Genomic DNA, 17,702 nt, shown 5'->3' on the forward strand with positions numbered 1-17,702 from the left:
AAAGAATAATGGCTATCGAAATCAATGTACCGGACATCGGGGCTGATGAAGTTGAAATCACCGAGATCCTGGTCAAAGTAGGCGACAAAGTTGAAGCTGAACAGTCGCTGATCACCGTAGAAGGCGACAAAGCCTCTATGGAAGTCCCGTCTCCTCAGGCTGGCATCGTTAAAGAGATCAAAGTCTCTGTTGGCGATAAAACCGAGACGGGCAAACTGATCATGATTTTCGATTCCGCCGATGGTGCAGCCGCTGCTGCACCTGCGCAGGAAGAGAAGAAAGAAGCCGCTCCAGCCGCCGCTGCTCCAGCAGCTGCTGCGGCAGCGAAAGAAGTTAACGTGCCTGACATCGGTGGTGACGAAGTTGAAGTCACTGAGATCCTGGTGAAAGTGGGCGATACCGTTGCGGCTGAGCAGTCCCTGATCACCGTAGAAGGCGATAAAGCTTCTATGGAAGTGCCGGCACCGTTCGCGGGCACCGTTAAAGAGATCAAGATCAACACCGGTGACAAAGTCTCTACTGGCTCCCTGATCATGGTCTTCGAAGTGGCGGGTGCTGAAGGCGCTGCGGCTCCAGCGAAAGCGGAAGCTGCTCCGGCTCAGGCTGCTGCTCCAGCTGCGGCTGGCGGTGCGAAAGAGGTTAACGTTCCTGACATCGGTGGTGACGAAGTTGAAGTCACCGAAGTGATGGTGAAAGTGGGCGATAAAGTTGCCGCTGAACAGTCACTGATCACCGTTGAAGGCGACAAGGCTTCTATGGAAGTGCCTGCGCCGTTCGCCGGTACCGTTAAAGAGATCAAAATCAGCACCGGCGACAAAGTTTCTACCGGCTCCCTGATCATGGTCTTCGAAGTGGAAGGCGCTGCGCCTGCAGCCGCTCCGGCCGCTGCTACTGCGCCAGCACCTGCTGCTGCACCGGCTCAGGCTGCTAAACCAGCTGCCGCTCCGGCTGCGAAAGCGGAAGGCAAATCTGAGTTCGCTGAAAACGACGCATACGTCCACGCGACCCCGCTGATTCGTCGCCTGGCGCGCGAATTCGGTGTGAACCTGGCGAAAGTGAAAGGGACTGGCCGTAAAGGTCGTATCCTGCGCGAAGACGTTCAGGCTTACGTGAAAGAGGCGGTTAAACGCGCTGAAGCGGCACCTGCTGCTGCCACCGGTGGCGGTATCCCGGGCATGCTGCCTTGGCCGAAAGTGGACTTCAGCAAGTTCGGCGAAATCGAAGAAGTGGAACTGGGCCGTATCCAGAAAATCTCTGGTGCTAACCTGAGCCGTAACTGGGTGATGATCCCGCACGTTACCCACTTCGACAAAACCGATATCACCGATCTGGAAGCGTTCCGTAAACAGCAGAACGCCGAAGCTGAGAAGCGTAAACTGGACGTGAAATTCACCCCAGTGGTCTTCATCATGAAGGCAGTTGCTGCGGCTCTGGAACAGATGCCACGCTTCAACAGCTCCCTGTCCGAAGATGGCCAGAAGCTGACGCTGAAGAAATACATCAACATCGGTGTTGCGGTTGATACGCCAAACGGTCTGGTTGTTCCGGTCTTTAAAGACGTGAACAAGAAGAGCGTTACCGAGCTGTCCCGTGAACTGACCACCATCTCCAAGAAAGCGCGTGATGGTAAGCTGACTGCCGGCGAAATGCAGGGCGGCTGCTTCACCATCTCCAGCATCGGCGGCCTGGGTACCACCCACTTCGCGCCGATCGTGAACGCGCCGGAAGTGGCGATCCTGGGTGTCTCCAAGTCCGCGATGGAGCCGGTGTGGAATGGCAAAGAGTTTGTGCCGCGTCTGATGATGCCAATCTCTCTCTCCTTCGACCACCGCGTGATCGACGGTGCTGATGGTGCGCGCTTTATCACCATCATCAACAACATGCTGAGCGACATTCGCCGCCTAGTGATGTAAGTAAAAAAGCCGGCCTGACGGCCGGCTTTTTTCTGTTAATCTCATGCAGTTCGTGAGGTTATTGGCGAAAGCGGAAATTCGTGAGCCGTTTGTTGTTTCAAAATTGTTAACAATTTTGTAAACTGCGGGCGGATAGAACGTCCCGGTGGATGAAGGGCGACAAAGTACCTGGACCGCCGGAAATCAATAAGAGGTCATGATGAGTACTGAAATCAAAACTCAGGTCGTGGTACTTGGGGCAGGCCCGGCAGGTTATTCTGCTGCCTTCCGTTGCGCTGATTTAGGTCTGGAAACCGTCATCGTAGAACGCTACAACACCCTGGGTGGTGTTTGTCTGAACGTCGGCTGTATCCCTTCTAAAGCGCTGCTGCACGTAGCGAAAGTTATCGAAGAAGCCAAAGCGCTGGCTGAACACGGTATCGTCTTCGGCGAGCCGAAAACCGATATCGATAAAATTCGTACCTGGAAAGAGAAAGTCATCAATCAGCTGACCGGCGGTCTGGCTGGTATGGCTAAAGGCCGTAAAGTAAAAGTAGTTAACGGTCTGGGTAAATTCACCGGGGCCAACACCCTGGAAGTGGAAGGCGAAAACGGCAAAACCGTAATCAACTTCGACAACGCGATCATCGCGGCGGGCTCCCGTCCGATCGAACTGCCATTCATTCCACATGAAGATCCGCGCGTATGGGACTCCACCGATGCGCTGGAACTGAAAGAAGTACCAAAACGCCTGCTGGTTATGGGCGGTGGTATTATCGGTCTGGAAATGGGTACCGTTTACCATGCGCTGGGTTCAGACATTGACGTGGTTGAGATGTTCGACCAGGTTATCCCGGCTGCTGACAAAGACATCGTTAAAGTCTTCACCAAACGCATCAGCAAGAAATTCAATCTGATGCTGGAAACCAAAGTGACTGCCGTTGAAGCGAAAGAAGACGGTATTTACGTTTCCATGGAAGGCAAAAAAGCCCCTGCTGAAGCGCAGCGTTACGACGCCGTGCTGGTGGCGATCGGTCGTGTGCCGAACGGTAAAAACCTCAATGCAGGTGCAGCGGGCGTGGAAGTGGACGACCGTGGTTTCATCCGCGTTGACAAACAGCTGCGCACTAACGTGCCGCACATCTTTGCTATCGGCGATATCGTCGGTCAGCCAATGCTGGCGCACAAAGGTGTTCACGAAGGCCACGTTGCCGCAGAAGTTATCGCCGGGATGAAGCACTACTTCGACCCGAAAGTGATCCCATCTATCGCCTACACCGAGCCAGAAGTGGCATGGGTCGGTCTGACCGAGAAAGAAGCGAAAGAGAAAGGCATCAGCTACGAAACTGCCACCTTCCCGTGGGCTGCTTCTGGCCGTGCTATCGCTTCCGACTGCGCAGACGGTATGACCAAACTGATCTTCGACAAAGAGACTCACCGTGTAATCGGTGGTGCGATTGTCGGCACCAACGGCGGCGAGCTGCTGGGCGAGATCGGTCTGGCGATCGAAATGGGTTGCGACGCTGAAGACATCGCGCTGACCATCCACGCTCACCCGACTCTGCACGAGTCCGTTGGCCTGGCGGCAGAAGTGTTTGAAGGCAGCATCACCGACCTGCCAAACGCGAAAGCGAAGAAGAAGTAAGCTTACGCTGACCAGCCAGAAGGCGCTCTCTGCTTTCTGGCTCTTAATCAGGCGGCCTGTGGCCGCTTTTTTTGTGCCTGCCAACCTGCCGGTGTGTTAACAATTTTGACAATTGATTATCTAAACAACACCTTGTTTCACAAGAAATAATTCCCAGTAACTTGTCATTCCCTGACACTAGTAACGTAGTAAACTAGTAGCAAGGTAATTAAATTGAGGGAATGTAATGAAAAGCTTTTTAAAGCCTGCTCTGTTAATGACTGTTCTGGTATCCGGTATGGCCTGCGCCAGCGATCCGGTGATTCCGTGGGCCGCTAACAGCGGGGTAACCGAAAGTACGCACATTGCTGCGATGGGGCAGGATCTGAATGCGCGGCACCAACAGATCACCCATACTCAGGAAGGCGTCTGGGCAGCGAACTCTGGCAGTATTCATGATGATGAGGCGGCCTTAACCAGCACGAAATCGGCTTTTAAAGGCTACCCTGAGCTGATGCCGCATCAGGGATAACGCTGATTCCCGGATGCGGAGCAAACACCTTATCCGGGCTTGTTGATAATCGCCCGGGTAAGGCGAAGCCGCATCCGGGCCCATTCCTTAGCGGGCCACCGGCAGCCAGCCTGGCGCCGTCGTAAAGGCGCTCATCGCCTGCGCCTGTTGCTGTGAATCCGCGCCGAGATTGCGCTGATACACCTTGTCATCTTGATCGATGATAAAGCTCATTATCCCTGTCTGACCGTAGCTTACGGGCCAGGCGACCATCGCAAATCCCTCCTGAGCGGGTAAGATGCGGAAATGATAGCCGTGGTAGCCTTCGCCCGGTTGCGGCGGGTTGAATGCCGGACCCAGCGGGCTTGGCGCTTCGCCTGGGACTGTGGGCCAGTAAAGACCCTCTTTTTTCCCGGGAGTGCTGACGATGCTTTGTGCATACCGATGATTCAGCGCGTAGTAACTCTGCTGGGCATCAACATACGCATGCAGCGCTTCCATGGCCGCCAGTTCATTTCGACCGATTTCCCGGGTCTGAATTTCCTCTGCGCCAGCCTTCATATCAAAGCGCCAGCCTTCGGCGGTTTTAACCAACGGGACAGGTAGCTGCCAGCCGCTGCTGCCAACGGCCAGATGGGCAACCTCTCCGTCGAGGACTATCTCATGCTTCACCTGCCAGTCGCGCAGAAAACGGTCCACCGCGTCAGGATCGACCCCTTCCGGCGGTAGCGCATCGTGCCAGTTATCACCCAGCAGATCCTGCATGGCGCGTTGATCTTGCTCGCTAATGGCTTTGGTCAGCGCGCTGGCAGCCCCGTCGGGCGTAGGAAAATGCGCCTGGGCGATGGCAAACGATGAAACCATCAGCAATAAGACGCCCGCGATCGGTTTACTTTTCATGACGGCTTCCTTAACGATGGCGTAATTCACGGTGTTCAACATGGCGTTCGAACCGCTGCTCTCGCAGGTCCGCACGCTGCTCGCCGTTAAGCGAAGCGCGTTGGCGGCTTTCCAGCCCGCGTTGCTGCTGGGCCCGCCAGTTAGCTGAGCGGCTGTCGTTACCGCTCAGCGCATTGGCGCGTAGTGGTCGGGAGTCATGCTCCACAGGGCGCGCAGCCTGTTTGTGCTCAGTATGCGGCTGGCTAAGGCGATGCTGCATCCGGGACTGTGGGCTGTCGTAACCACGGAAATTGTTCCGCTGTGAGATCTGTTTAAGCTGCTGGCTGGAGGTCGGATGCTGTCCATGCAGGGTTGCAGGTTGCCTGAGCTGGGTCAGTGATTTGCCCGTCGACTGCTGCACCTGCGCCATCGCCGCCTGACGCTGGCTGTCGCGGTTGACCGACTGATGCTCTGTCGCGCTCAGCCCCTGGGAAATATGGGTCTGGTGAAAGTGGCTGGCGAGCTGGCTATTGGTGTAGGGAACGCCGTTGCGATAAGCCGGGTTATGCTGCCAGGCCATGTGGTTATCTGTGCGGTGCTCTCCGGTTATCTTGTTGTAATTGTTAACGTTAATATTGATATTATCGCCATTATGCGAATAACCATCATGATGATGGTCGTCGTGATGATCGTCATCGTGATGATGGTGGTCATCGTCGTGATGATCCCAGTCGATACTGCTAAAGAGCGCGTAGGTGGTGGCGACACCCAGGCTATAGCCAAACCCTTTCACAAAGCTGCTGGTAAATTGCTGACCGGGAGAAGGGGGCAGATATACCGGCGGATAGCTGGCATTGGGCCATGTTCCATACACCACAGATGGGTTATAGGATGGTACATAGACCACCTGCGGGTCGGCAGGCTCTATTTTGATCACCGTCTGGCTGGGCGTGGAGGCTGTTTTCACCGTAGCGGTTGAGGTGGGTACTGTCGCTACCGTCACTTTTTGCTGCGGCGTCGATGTTAACGCCCCGGTTTGCTGCGCCAGCGCGCGCAGGCGTTGCACTGCCTCCATCACATCTTTTGGCTGCGCCAGGAAAGCGTCTCCCAGATTTTGTACCCATTCGGGGTTGCCGCCCAGCAACGACATAAGCTGCGGGAAGGTGACCAGGGATTTCACGCTGGCGTCCCAGGGCTGACCGGAGACGGCCTGAATGGCGGCATCACCCTCCATTTTGGGATTATCCTGCGACCACTGCGCCGCCTGGATAACGCTGGAAGGGTAGGTCGAAGCCATCAGAATCTGTGACAGGAGGGGGTCGGGATAGAGCGCGATGGGCGCAACCCACTGGTCAATTTGCGCGGCGCTATAAGCCGGGGTGACAGCGGGCGCTGGCGGAGTGGCGGCCGTGGCAGCTGGCGCAGCTTCACTTACGGTTTCAGGTGCGCGGCTTTTAACATACATCACCCCGGAGGCGGCAAATAGCCCGACGCTACAGAGAAGGGCGAGCAACGTTGGGGAAAAGGGCAGCTTCATAAAGACTCCGAAGGGAAGAGTGATGCCGGGAGTATAATCTTCCCGACCCTCACTTTTTGACTTTACGGGTGGAACCGTACGCCTTCTCCGGGTAAAGAGTGTGACTATTTATTACACAGCAGCGTACCGCTACACCATGCTTAACGATTCAGCAAACAATTTAATGTTGCTTTTTTGTAAACAGATTAACACTGTCTGAAAATCCTGCTATGCTGCCCGACGCGGTATCGGGCATATACCCTACAAACTGCTGTCTCACAGGAGCGTGAAGAGAACGCCCGCCGCATATGACAATGAGAGCGAGGAGAACCGTCGTGCTAGAAGAATACCGTAAGCACGTAGCAGAACGTGCCGCCGAGGGGATTGTACCCAAACCGTTAGATGCAACCCAAATGGCCGCGCTCGTCGAGCTGCTGAAGAATCCGCCAAAAGGCGAAGAAGAATTCCTGTTAGATCTGTTGATCAACCGCGTACCGCCAGGCGTAGATGAAGCTGCCTACGTAAAAGCCGGTTTCCTTGCTGCGATTGCCAAAGGCGACGCAACCTCCCCACTGGTTACCCCTGAAAAAGCGATTGAACTGCTCGGCACCATGCAGGGTGGTTATAACATTCATCCGCTGATCGATGCCCTGGACAGCGACACGCTGGCGCCTGGCGCCGCCAAAGCCCTGTCCCATACGCTGCTCATGTTCGATAACTTCTACGACGTAGAAGAGAAAGCCAAAGCGGGCAACAGCTACGCGAAGCAGGTGATGCAGTCCTGGGCGGATGCCGAGTGGTTCCTGAGCCGCCCTGCGCTGGCGGAAAAAATGACCGTTACCGTCTTCAAGGTGACGGGCGAAACTAACACCGATGACCTCTCTCCGGCGCCGGATGCGTGGTCACGCCCTGATATCCCACTGCACGCCCTGGCGATGCTGAAAAACGCCCGCGAAGGCATTGAGCCGGATCAGCCAGGCGCTGTCGGCCCGATCAAACAGATCGAAGCCCTGCAGAAAAAAGGCTTCCCGCTGGCTTACGTCGGTGACGTAGTCGGTACCGGCTCTTCCCGTAAATCCGCGACCAACTCCGTGCTGTGGTTCATGGGTGATGATATCCCACACGTGCCGAACAAACGTGGCGGTGGCCTGTGCCTCGGCGGCAAAATCGCGCCAATCTTCTTCAACACCATGGAAGATGCGGGGGCACTGCCAATTGAAGTGGATGTCTCTAACCTGAACATGGGCGACGTGATTGACGTTTACCCGTTCAAAGGCGAAGTGCGTAACCACGAAACCAACGAGCTGTTGGCGAGCTTTGAACTGAAAACCGACGTGCTGATTGACGAAGTGCGTGCCGGTGGCCGTATCCCGCTGATCATCGGTCGTGGCCTGACTACCAAAGCGCGTGAAGCGCTGGGTCTGCCGCACTCAGACGTATTCCGTCAGGCAAAAGACGTGGCGGAAAGCAACCGTGGTTACTCTCTGGCGCAGAAAATGGTTGGCCGTGCATGCGGCGTAGCCGGTATCCGTCCGGGTGCGTACTGCGAGCCGAAGATGACCTCCGTGGGCTCTCAGGACACCACCGGTCCGATGACCCGTGACGAACTGAAAGACCTGGCGTGCCTGGGCTTCTCCTCAGACCTGGTGATGCAGTCCTTCTGCCACACCGCGGCCTATCCGAAGCCGGTTGACGTCACCACGCACCACACGCTGCCAGACTTCATCATGAACCGCGGCGGTGTCTCCCTGCGTCCGGGTGACGGCGTGATCCACTCCTGGCTGAACCGCATGCTGCTGCCGGATACCGTCGGTACCGGTGGTGACTCCCACACCCGCTTCCCGATTGGTATCTCCTTCCCGGCGGGCTCCGGTCTGGTGGCCTTTGCTGCCGCGACCGGCGTTATGCCGCTGGACATGCCGGAATCGGTGCTGGTGCGTTTCAAAGGTAAAATGCAGCCGGGCATCACCCTGCGCGACCTGGTGCATGCGATCCCGCTGTACGCCATCAAACAGGGCCTGCTGACCGTTGAGAAGAAAGGTAAAAAGAACATCTTCTCTGGCCGTATCCTGGAGATCGAAGGTCTGCCGGAGCTGAAAGTGGAGCAGGCGTTCGAGCTGACCGATGCCTCCGCCGAGCGTTCCGCTGCGGGCTGTACCATCAAGCTCAACAAAGAGCCGATTATCGAGTACCTGACCTCCAACATCGTGCTGCTGAAGTGGATGATTGCTGAAGGTTACGGCGACCGCCGTACCCTGGAGCGTCGTATTCAGGGCATGGAGAAATGGCTGGCAGATCCACAGCTGCTGGAAGCCGATGCCGATGCAGAATATGCCGCGGTGATCGAGATCGACCTGGCTGACATCAAAGAGCCAATCCTCTGTGCGCCGAACGATCCGGATGACGCGCGTCTGCTCTCTGACGTTCAGGGCGACAAGATCGACGAAGTGTTCATCGGCTCCTGCATGACCAACATCGGTCACTTCCGCGCTGCCGGTAAACTGCTGGATACCCACAAAGGCCAGCTGCCAACCCGTCTGTGGGTGGCGCCGCCAACCCGTATGGATGCGGCTCAGCTGACGGAAGAGGGCTACTACAGCGTGTTTGGTAAGAGCGGGGCGCGTATCGAAATCCCTGGCTGTTCCCTCTGTATGGGTAACCAGGCGCGCGTGGCTGACGGTGCGACGGTGGTTTCCACCTCTACCCGTAACTTCCCGAACCGTTTAGGTACCGGTGCAAATGTCTACCTGGCCTCTGCGGAGCTGGCGGCGGTTGCAGCGCTGATTGGTAAACTGCCAACGCCGGAAGAGTACCAGACCTTCGTGTCGCAGGTAGATAAGACCGCGGTGGATACCTATCGCTATCTGAACTTCGACCAGCTCTCTCAGTACACCGAGAAAGCGGACGGGGTGATCTTCCAGACGGCGGTGTAATCAACGCCTCATTGCCCGGTGGCTCGACGCTTACCGGGCCTGTCAAACCCATCGCACATGCGGTGGGTTTTTTATTTTCATTCCTTCCACCCGTTCGGCTTTTTTTCTTCCCCGCTGCTGCGATAATTACTGCAAGAGCTTTGCAGAGGAAAATACTATGGATTACGAATTTCTGCGTGACATCACCGGTGTGGTGAAAGTGCGGATGTCGATGGGCCACGAGGTGGTCGGTCACTGGTTCAACGAGGAAGTAAAAGAGAACCTGGGCCTGCTCGATGAAGTGGAACAGGCTGCGCGCACGGTCAAAGGCAGTGAACGATCCTGGCAACGCGCCGGGCATGAATACACGCTGTGGATGGATGGCGAAGAGGTCATGGTTCGTGCCAATCAGCTGGAGTTTTCCGGCGACGAGATGGAAGAGGGGATGAGCTACTACGATGAAGAGAGTCTGTCGCTGTGCGGCGTAGAGGATTTTCTGCAGGTGGTGGCGGCCTACCGCGAGTTTGTGAAGCAGAAATAGTATCAGGAGCATCCCTGCTCCTGACGCATCTTATACGGTCGCGATATTGCGGCCGTAGTAAATTTCGCGCATCTCTTTCCACAGCAGGTCAGTAATGACCTTGCGCTCATCTTCGCTTAAATCTTCCGGCCGGGTATGGAACATGTAGTGCTTAAGATCGAATTCCTTAAGCAGCATCTTGGTATGGAAGATATTCTCCTGATAAACATTCACATCCATCATGTCATACAGCGCTTTCATGTCTTCGGACATGAAGTTCTGAATGGAGTTAATTTCATGGTCGATAAAGTGCTTCATACCATTGATATCGCGGGTAAAACCGCGCACACGGTAGTCAATGGTCACGATATCGGACTCAAGCTGATGAATTAAGTAATTGAGCGCGTTAAGCGGGGAGATCACGCCGCAGGTGGACACTTCAATATCGGCGCGGAAAGTACACAGCCCGCCTTCCGGATGGCTCTCCGGGTAGGTATGTACGCAGATATGGCTTTTATCGAGATGGGCAACCACCGCTTCCGGCAGCGGACCGGGATGCTCCGTATGGTCGATAAGGGTGGGATCGACGGGCTCCTCGCTGACCAGAATGGTGACGCTGGCACCCTGGGGTTCATAATCCTGACGCGCAATGTTCAGGATATTGGCGCCAATGATAGAGCAGGTTTCTGACAGGATCTCGGTCAGTCGGTTGGCGTTATAGAGTTCATCGATATAGGCGATATAACCATCGCGCTCTTCCGCCGTTTTTACATAGCAGATATCGTAAATACAAAAACTCAGGCTTTTGGTCAGGTTGTTAAAGCCATGCAGTTTCAGCTTTTTCAATTCGTTCACCCCCTCAGAGCATCGTGCAAATATTGCGGTAAGGCAAAGGCTGCGGTATGGACGGCCGGATTGTAATAGCGGCAGGTCAGATTCGCCTGCTGGAAGCGCGACAGAATGATGCCGGGGGAGAGATGGCGCAGGGCATCGTGGTCCGTGGCCAAGGCAAAGGTCAAAACACCGCCGTAATAGGTCGGGATTGCCGCCTGGTAGAAGCTGACGTCGGTAAAGTAGTGGCTCAGCTTGCGGTGGCTGTCGATGGCCTCGTCCTGCTGCAGGAAGCAGACGCCGTTCTGGGCAACGAAGATACCGCCAGGGTTCAGGCAGCGTTTGCAGCCTTCATAGAAGGCCGAGGTAAAGAGACTCTCACCGGGACCAATCGGATCGGTGCAATCGGAGATGATCACATCGAAGGTCTGCGTCGTCTGGTTAACAAAATTGACGCCGTCGTCGATCACAAGCGTAAAGCGCGGATCGTCGTAGCTGCCAGCATTGTGGTTCGGCAGGTACTGGCGGCAGAAAGAGACGACGCCCGCGTCAATCTCAACCATGGTGATGCTTTCAATGGATTTATGGCGGGAGACTTCGCGCAGCATAGCGCCGTCGCCGCCGCCGATGATCAGCACATGTTTCGCATTGCCGTGTGCCAGCAGCGGGACGTGGGTCATCATTTCATGATAAATGAACTCGTCACGCTCGGTGGTTTGCACCACGCCATCCAGCGCCATCACCCGGCCAAAGGCCGCGTTTTCGAAAATGATCAGATCCTGATGATCGGTTTTCTCATGATAGAGCACGTTATCAATGGCAAAGTACTGTCCAAAATGGTCATGCAGCGTTTCATGCCACATATTTTTTTCGGCCATGGGATGATACCTCCTTTGTTAACACCCGCATAAAACGGGGGCAACATCATAGCTAACTATGACCGTGGTTGCACGGTCATAAATTCAGCAAAGGGGCATCGGATGAGGATTTACTTAACGTAGGCAAGAAGGCTCAGCGAGTCGCGAGCCAGGGCTTTACATTTTTTTGCCGTGGGAATGCCGATGCCGCTGAGATCGCGGTAGCTGTCTTCACCGAGGGTTTTCATGTCAAAACTGTCGTAGTTGCTCAGATCCCACTGGTTCTGTTGAGCAAAAAAGACCAGGGCGCGGCGAATCTGACCGTTGGGTAAATTCTGGTAGCCGCAGTCGTTTTTCAGGAACACGAACACCGCCGTTAAATCCGCCATATCTTCGGCTTCATTTTCACTCAGCGCATAGCTGTTTGCGCAACTAATCATCAGGGTGCTGAACAGAATTGTTCGGAAAAACGTCTTCATTGCTTCTACCAATACGTCACGGAAATTCAACGTTAGCACACTTCCCGCCGGTGCGACGATCTTTATTATTGCGGCTTTTCTTGACCTTCCGGCAAGGGGAGGGTTTATGCTCAGAACATTGACTGCTGCGAATAAGGAGATGAACATGCAACGCCGTGATTTTTTAAAATATTCTGCCGCACTGGGCGTCGCCAGTGCGCTTCCCCTCTGGAGCCGCGCGGCATTTGCCGCCGAGCGGCCTGTTTTGCCGATCCCGAATTTACTCGCTCCCGATGCACGCAATCAGGTGAATCTGGTGGTGCAGGCGGGGAAAACCGCCTTTGGTGCGCATCACGCTACCACCTGGGGTTACAACGGCAACCTGCTGGGCCCGGCCATTCAGCTACGCAAGGGAAAAGCGCTGACCGTTAACATTCATAATACCCTGAACGAAGAGACCACCGTCCACTGGCACGGTCTGGAGGTGCCGGGTGAGGTAGACGGCGGACCGCACGGTATCATTAAGCCCGGCGGCCAGCGGACGGTGACCTTTACTCCGGAGCAGCGAGCGGCGACCTGCTGGTTTCATCCCCATCAGCACGGTAAAACCGGCCATCAGGTGGCGATGGGGTTAGCCGGGCTGGTACTGATTGAAGATGACGAAAGCCGTCTGCTGCGCCTGCCAAAGCAGTGGGGCATCGACGATGTACCGGTCATCGTGCAGGACAAGAAATTTACCGCCGACGGGCAAATTGACTATCAACTGGATGTAATGAGCGCCGCGGTGGGCTGGTTTGGCGACACGCTGCTGACCAACGGGGCGATCTACCCGCAGCACAATGCGCCGAAAGGGTGGCTGCGCCTGCGTCTGCTCAACGGCTGTAATGCCCGCTCGCTCAATTTCGCCGCCAGCGATAAGCGTCCACTCTATGTCGTCGCCAGCGACGGCGGGCTGCTGGCTGAGCCGGTAAAAGTGACCGAACTGCCGATGCTGATGGGGGAGCGTTTCGAGGTGCTGGTGGACATCAGCGACGGCAAGCCCTTTGACCTGGTAACCCTGCCGGTAAGCCAGATGGGAATGGCGGTTGCCCCCTTCGATAAACCGCAGCCGGTGCTGCGCATTCAGCCGCTGCTGGTGACCGCCTCGGGCGCACTGCCGGACACCCTGACCACGCTGCCCGCACTGCCGTCGCTGGAGGGGCTGACCCAGCGCAAGCTCCAGCTCTCCATGGACCCGATGCTCGACATGATGGGCATGCAGGCGTTGATGAAGAAGTATGGCGACCAGGCGATGGCGGGGATGCATCACGGCCAGATGCAGGGCCATATGAATCATGGCCAGATGGGGGGAATGGATCACAGCATGCATGGGTTCGATTTCCACAACGGCAACCGGATCAATGGCAAAGCCTTCGATATGCACACGCCGCAGTTTGCCGCCGCTAAAGGGCAGTATGAACGTTGGACGATCTCCGGGGAAGGGGACATGATGCTGCATCCGTTCCATATTCACGGCACCCAGTTCCGCATCCTGACGGAAAACGGCAAAGCGCCAGCGGTGCATCGCGCAGGCTGGAAGGATACGGTGCGCGTTGAAGGCGGAGTGAGCGAGGTGTTAGTGAAGTTCGATCATGACGCGCCGAAAGAGTATGCCTATATGGCGCACTGCCATCTGTTAGAGCATGAAGATACCGGGATGATGCTGGGGTTCACGGTATAAAAAAGCCCGGTGGCGCTACGCTTACCGGGCCTACGTGAGCTCGAACTGTAGGCCGGGTAAGGCGAAGCCGCCACCCGGCTTTTTAGTCACTTATTTTTCATCAGGCAATGCGTAAGCAACAATATAGTCGCCCATCTTCGTCCCAAACGAACCGTGACCCCCCGCAGAGATGACAACGTACTGCTTGCCATTCACTTCATAGGTCATCGGTGTGGCCTGTCCACCCGCAGGCAGACGGCCCTGCCACAGTTTTTCACCGTTGGTCATGTTGTACGCGCGCAGGTAGTTATCTGCGGTTGCCGCGATGAACAGCACGTTACCAGCGGTGGAGATTGGACCACCCAGCATCGGCATACCCATATTGAACGGCACCGGGATCGGCATCGGGAACGGCATGCTGTCCTGTGGCGTACCAATACGTTTTTTCCAGACGACCTGGTTAGTTTTCAGATCCAGCGCAGAGATATAACCCCAGGCAGGCTGTTTACACGGCAGGCCAAACGGAGAGAGGAACGGGTTCAGCGTCACGCCATACGGCACGCCGTACTGCGGCTGAATACCGGATTCCGTACCGGTGCCCTGGGCATCTTTCGGCTGTTCCATCGGGTTGCCCGGGCCGCGTGGGATCAGTTTAGAGACAAACGGCAGCGCCATCGGGTTGGCAATCGCCACCTGACGGTTCGGGTCAACGGAGATACCGCCCCATTCGAACATCCCCAGGTTACCCGGGAACACCAGCGTGCCCTGCTCGGATGGTGGGGTGAAGATGCCTTCATAGCGCAACTGGTGGAACATCACGCGGCACACCAGCTGGTCGAACATGGTGGCGCCCCACATGTCCGCGCCGCTGAGATCTTTCTTCGGACGGAAGCTCAGATCGGAGAACGGCTGGGTTTTGGTGACATAGTCGCCTTTCGCCGCGCCCTGCGGAACCGGTTTTTCCGGTGCCGGCACGACCAGCTCGCCGTTACGACGGTCCAGCACGAAGATGTTGCCTGTTTTCGCCGGGGCGTAGATCACCGGTACGGTTTTACCGTTGACGGTAATGTCTGCCAGCGTCGGCTGGGACGGCATGTCCATATCCCACAGATCGTGGTGAACGGTCTGGTAGCTCCATGCCAGTTTACCGGTGGTCGCATTCAGCGCCAGAACAGAGCTGGCATAACGCTCCTGCTCTGGCGTGCGGTTGCCACCCCAGATATCCGGCGTGGTCACACCCATCGGCAGGTAGACCAGGTCCAGCTTCGCGTCATAGGCGGCTGGCGCCCAGGAGTTTGGCGAGTTGAAGGTAAAGGTGTGTTCATCCGACGGGATAGCGTTTGGATCTTTCGCACCCGGATCGAAGGCCCACAGCAGCTTACCGGTGTTAACGTCAAAACCGCGGATCACGCCGGAGGTTTCGCGAACGGAGAAGTTATCCGTTACCGAACCGGCAATCACGATGGTTTTATCGGTGATGATTGGCGGTGAAGTAGGTTCATACAGACCCGGGGTCTGATCCGGCATGTTGGTCTGCAGGTTCAGCACACCTTTGTTGGCAAAGGTTTCGCACAGCTTGCCGGTTTCGGCGTTGATGGCAAACAGACGACCGTCGTTCACCGGCAGCATAATGCGGCGCGGACAGTCGGCGATCACCTCCGGGCTGGCGTTATCGGTACGCGCTTCGTGGTAAGAGACGCCACGGCAGGTCACGTGCTGGAACTGGTTATTGGTTTTCAGCTGCGGATCGAAGTGCCATTTCTCTTTACCGGTGGCCGCATCAAGCGCGAACAGACGCTGGTGCGCCGTACAGAGGTAAAGCATGTTGCCCACTTTAATTGGGGTCACTTCGTTGGTCAGTTCACCCGGATCGTTCGGCATCTTAAGATCGCCGGTACGGAATACCCAGGCTTCCTTTAGGTTTTTCACGTTGTCCGCGTTGATCTGCTTCAGCGGGGAGTAACGCTGACCTTCCTGGTTACGGCCATAGGCAGGCCAGTCACCATCTGCCACGTCGGAGATCGCCGCCGCAGGCGTAGATTCCGCATTCAGGGTGCCTTTCACCTCCTGCGGATCGTTAAAGCCAGCCCAGGTCAGGATGCCACCGCTAATCAGCAGCGCCACGACCAGGGCGGCAACCGCACCGCTGGAGCGCACAAGCAGACGACGCCAGACGAAAGGCAGGATCAGCCAGATACCGAAGAAGACCAGAATGTCGCTACGCGGGGTCAGAGCCCAGAAGTCGAAGCCGACCTCCCATACGCCCCAGATCATCGTAGCCAGCAGCAGGGCCGCGTAGAGCCACAGTGCCGATTGTTTACTGCGCCAGAGAAGCAGGGTGACGCCGAGCATAACCACACCTGCTACCGGGTAGTACCAGGAGCCGCCAATGGCTACCAGCCAGACCCCGCCGATTAACAGATACAGTCCGCAAAATGCAGCGAACAGGGCTGTTAGCCTCACGAGTAAACGTGAATGTTGATTTTTTGTTTCCGCCATAAAAGACACTCGATAAGTTTGTTAATTATTTAGTAGCAATTAATTATAGGACTTAACAAGTGTGATCGGAATCACAAATATGGCTTTTGTGAACTCATGCGCCAGGAGGATCCATTTGCTGGTATACTTCAGGGCTTATGAAGCGATGCCGGACGCGAATCCATAGGCATTGAGAAATTCGTTATAAAATCATACGGTTAGTAAAATGAAACATACTGTTGAAGTGATGATCCCTGAAGCGGAGATCAAAACGCGTATCGCCGAACTTGGTCGTCAGATCACCGAACATTATAAAGACAGCGGCAGTGAGATGGTGCTGGTGGGTCTGTTACGCGGTTCCTTCATGTTTATGGCCGATCTCTGCCGCGAAGTGCAGGTCTCCCATGAAGTCGATTTTATGACCGCCTCCAGCTATGGCAGCGGCATGTCGACCACCCGTGATGTTAAAATTCTCAAAGATCTGGATGAAGACATTCGCGGCAAAGATGTTCTGATTGTGGAAGACATCATCGATTCCGGGAACACGCTGTCAAAAGTACGCGAAATTCTCAGCCTGCGCGGCCCAAAATCGCTGGCGATTTGTACCCTGCTGGATAAACCGACCCGCCGTGAAGTGGACGTTCCCGTGGAGTTTGTCGGTTTCTCGATCCCGGACGAATTTGTGGTGGGCTACGGGATTGACTACGCGCAGCGCTATCGCCATCTGCCGTATGTCGGCAAAGTGGTGCTGCTGGACGAGTAAGGCGGATATTACCCGTTGGCGCTACGCTTAACGGGCCTGCGGACTAAAAACGGCAACTTGCGTTGCCGTTTTGCGTTTACTTGTGGTTAACGTGCTTCTGAGTCAGGTTAGAGACACCCTGACGGTAGCGCTGCTCCAGCGTTTCCCGGTTGGTTGCGGTCACTTCCAGATCGCGCAGCAGGCCATCGTGAATGCCATACGCCCAGCCGTGGATCGTCACCTTCTGCCCACGTTTCCACGCCGACTGCATAATGGTGGAGTGGCCGAGGTTGTAGACCTGTTCCATCACGTTCAGCTCGCACAGGGTGTCCAGGCGGCGCTCCTGCGGCATTTGACCCAACAGTGAGCTATGTTTGAACCAGATATCACGAATGTGCAGTAGCCAGTTGTCGATAAGGCCCAGTTCCGGATTTTCAACCGCTGCCTGCACGCCGCCGCAGCCGTAGTGACCACAAATGATGATGTGTTCGACTTCCAGAACATCTACCGCATACTGCACCACAGAGAGACAGTTCAGGTCGGTGTGGATCACCAGGTTCGCAACGTTGCGGTGAACAAAGAGTTCGCCAGGTTCAAGGCCGGTAAGACGTTCAGCCGGAACGCGGCTGTCGGAGCATCCAATCCAGAGAAAGCGTGGTTTCTGAGACTGAGACAGTTTCTCAAAAAATCCGGAATCTTCTTCCAGCAGCATCTTTGACCATAGTGCGTTATTGCTGATGAGTGTATCTATGTCATTCATGGAGGCTAACGGCCTGTAACCGA

General features: G+C 55.8%; 14 protein-coding genes. 7 read left to right on the forward strand and 7 right to left on the reverse strand.

The annotated features are described in order from the left end of the window. Positions 1-8 precede the first annotated feature (8 nt). The 3 genes from aceF to WFM46_RS01740 all read left to right on the forward strand — a co-directional run bounded on the left by aceF (position 9) and on the right by WFM46_RS01740 (position 4,048). Entirely contained in the window at positions 9-1,913 is a 1,905-nt protein-coding gene (gene aceF, locus WFM46_RS01730) for a pyruvate dehydrogenase complex dihydrolipoyllysine-residue acetyltransferase (RefSeq protein WP_336996953.1), read from the forward strand. Between the two features lie 199 nt (positions 1,914-2,112). Continuing rightward, on the forward strand, positions 2,113-3,537 hold the full coding sequence (lpdA, locus tag WFM46_RS01735) for a dihydrolipoyl dehydrogenase (protein WP_103178294.1): 1,425 nt from the start codon (positions 2,113-2,115) through the stop codon (positions 3,535-3,537). 226 nt (positions 3,538-3,763) lie between these two features. Further along, the gene (locus WFM46_RS01740; protein WP_336996954.1) at positions 3,764-4,048 is read left to right on the forward strand and encodes a hypothetical protein; all 285 of its coding nucleotides are present in this window, start codon (positions 3,764-3,766) and stop codon (positions 4,046-4,048) included. An 87-nt stretch (positions 4,049-4,135) separates the two neighbouring features. Here WFM46_RS01740 and WFM46_RS01745 read toward each other — a convergent pair whose 3' ends face one another. Both WFM46_RS01745 and WFM46_RS01750 read right to left on the reverse strand, forming a co-directional pair. Beyond that, positions 4,136-4,927, reverse strand: a complete 792-nt coding sequence (locus tag WFM46_RS01745) for a DUF2950 family protein (protein ID WP_336996955.1) — start codon at positions 4,925-4,927, stop codon at positions 4,136-4,138. A 10-nt stretch (positions 4,928-4,937) separates the two neighbouring features. Then, entirely contained in the window at positions 4,938-6,443 is a 1,506-nt protein-coding gene (locus WFM46_RS01750) for a DUF3300 domain-containing protein (RefSeq protein ID WP_336996956.1), read from the reverse strand. Between the two features lie 314 nt (positions 6,444-6,757). On the opposite strand from WFM46_RS01750, the gene acnB reads away from it, so the two are divergent. Together acnB and yacL are read left to right on the forward strand one after the other, a co-directional pair. Next, the gene (gene acnB / locus WFM46_RS01755; RefSeq protein WP_156653918.1) at positions 6,758-9,355 is read left to right on the forward strand and encodes a bifunctional aconitate hydratase 2/2-methylisocitrate dehydratase; all 2,598 of its coding nucleotides are present in this window, start codon (positions 6,758-6,760) and stop codon (positions 9,353-9,355) included. 157 nt (positions 9,356-9,512) lie between these two features. Further along, a complete protein-coding gene (gene yacL, locus WFM46_RS01760; RefSeq protein ID WP_103178299.1) occupies positions 9,513-9,875 on the forward strand; it encodes a protein YacL in 363 nt (120 codons plus the stop codon). A gap of 30 nt (positions 9,876-9,905) precedes the next feature. Here the strand turns inward: yacL and speD are convergent, their stop codons facing one another. The 3 genes from speD to WFM46_RS01775 all read right to left on the reverse strand — a co-directional run bounded on the left by speD (position 9,906) and on the right by WFM46_RS01775 (position 12,021). Then, on the reverse strand, positions 9,906-10,700 hold the full coding sequence (speD, locus tag WFM46_RS01765) for an adenosylmethionine decarboxylase (protein WP_103181029.1): 795 nt from the start codon (positions 10,698-10,700) through the stop codon (positions 9,906-9,908). 5 nt (positions 10,701-10,705) lie between these two features. Continuing rightward, complete coding sequence (gene speE, locus WFM46_RS01770) at positions 10,706-11,563, reverse strand: polyamine aminopropyltransferase (protein WP_336996957.1); 858 nt, start codon at positions 11,561-11,563, stop codon at positions 10,706-10,708. A 110-nt stretch (positions 11,564-11,673) separates the two neighbouring features. Next, positions 11,674-12,021: a YacC family pilotin-like protein gene (locus tag WFM46_RS01775; RefSeq protein WP_103178301.1), complete on the reverse strand. Its 348-nt coding sequence runs from the start codon at positions 12,019-12,021 to the stop codon at positions 11,674-11,676. 145 nt (positions 12,022-12,166) lie between these two features. Here WFM46_RS01775 and cueO point away from each other — a divergent pair, with 145 nt between their 5' ends. Continuing rightward, positions 12,167-13,720, forward strand: a complete 1,554-nt coding sequence (gene cueO, locus WFM46_RS01780) for a multicopper oxidase CueO (protein ID WP_180210894.1) — start codon at positions 12,167-12,169, stop codon at positions 13,718-13,720. Positions 13,721-13,810: 90 nt separating this feature from the next. On the opposite strand, the gene WFM46_RS01785 is transcribed toward cueO, so the two are convergent. After that, positions 13,811-16,198 carry a glucose/quinate/shikimate family membrane-bound PQQ-dependent dehydrogenase gene (locus tag WFM46_RS01785; protein ID WP_336996958.1) on the reverse strand — a complete coding sequence of 796 codons (2,388 nt, stop codon included), beginning with the start codon at positions 16,196-16,198 and terminating at the stop codon, positions 13,811-13,813. Between the two features lie 205 nt (positions 16,199-16,403). Here WFM46_RS01785 and hpt point away from each other — a divergent pair, with 205 nt between their 5' ends. Next, positions 16,404-16,940: a hypoxanthine phosphoribosyltransferase gene (gene hpt, locus WFM46_RS01790; RefSeq protein ID WP_103178304.1), complete on the forward strand. Its 537-nt coding sequence runs from the start codon at positions 16,404-16,406 to the stop codon at positions 16,938-16,940. 76 nt (positions 16,941-17,016) lie between these two features. On the opposite strand, the gene can is transcribed toward hpt, so the two are convergent. Then, positions 17,017-17,679, reverse strand: coding sequence for a carbonate dehydratase (can, locus tag WFM46_RS01795; protein WP_103178305.1), 663 nt, complete (start codon positions 17,677-17,679; stop codon positions 17,017-17,019). Between the last annotated feature and the right edge of the window lie 23 nt (positions 17,680-17,702).

Origin of the sequence: Leclercia sp. M50 (assembly GCF_037150775.1) — a bacterium.
Classification (GTDB): Bacteria; Pseudomonadota; Gammaproteobacteria; order Enterobacterales; family Enterobacteriaceae; genus Enterobacter.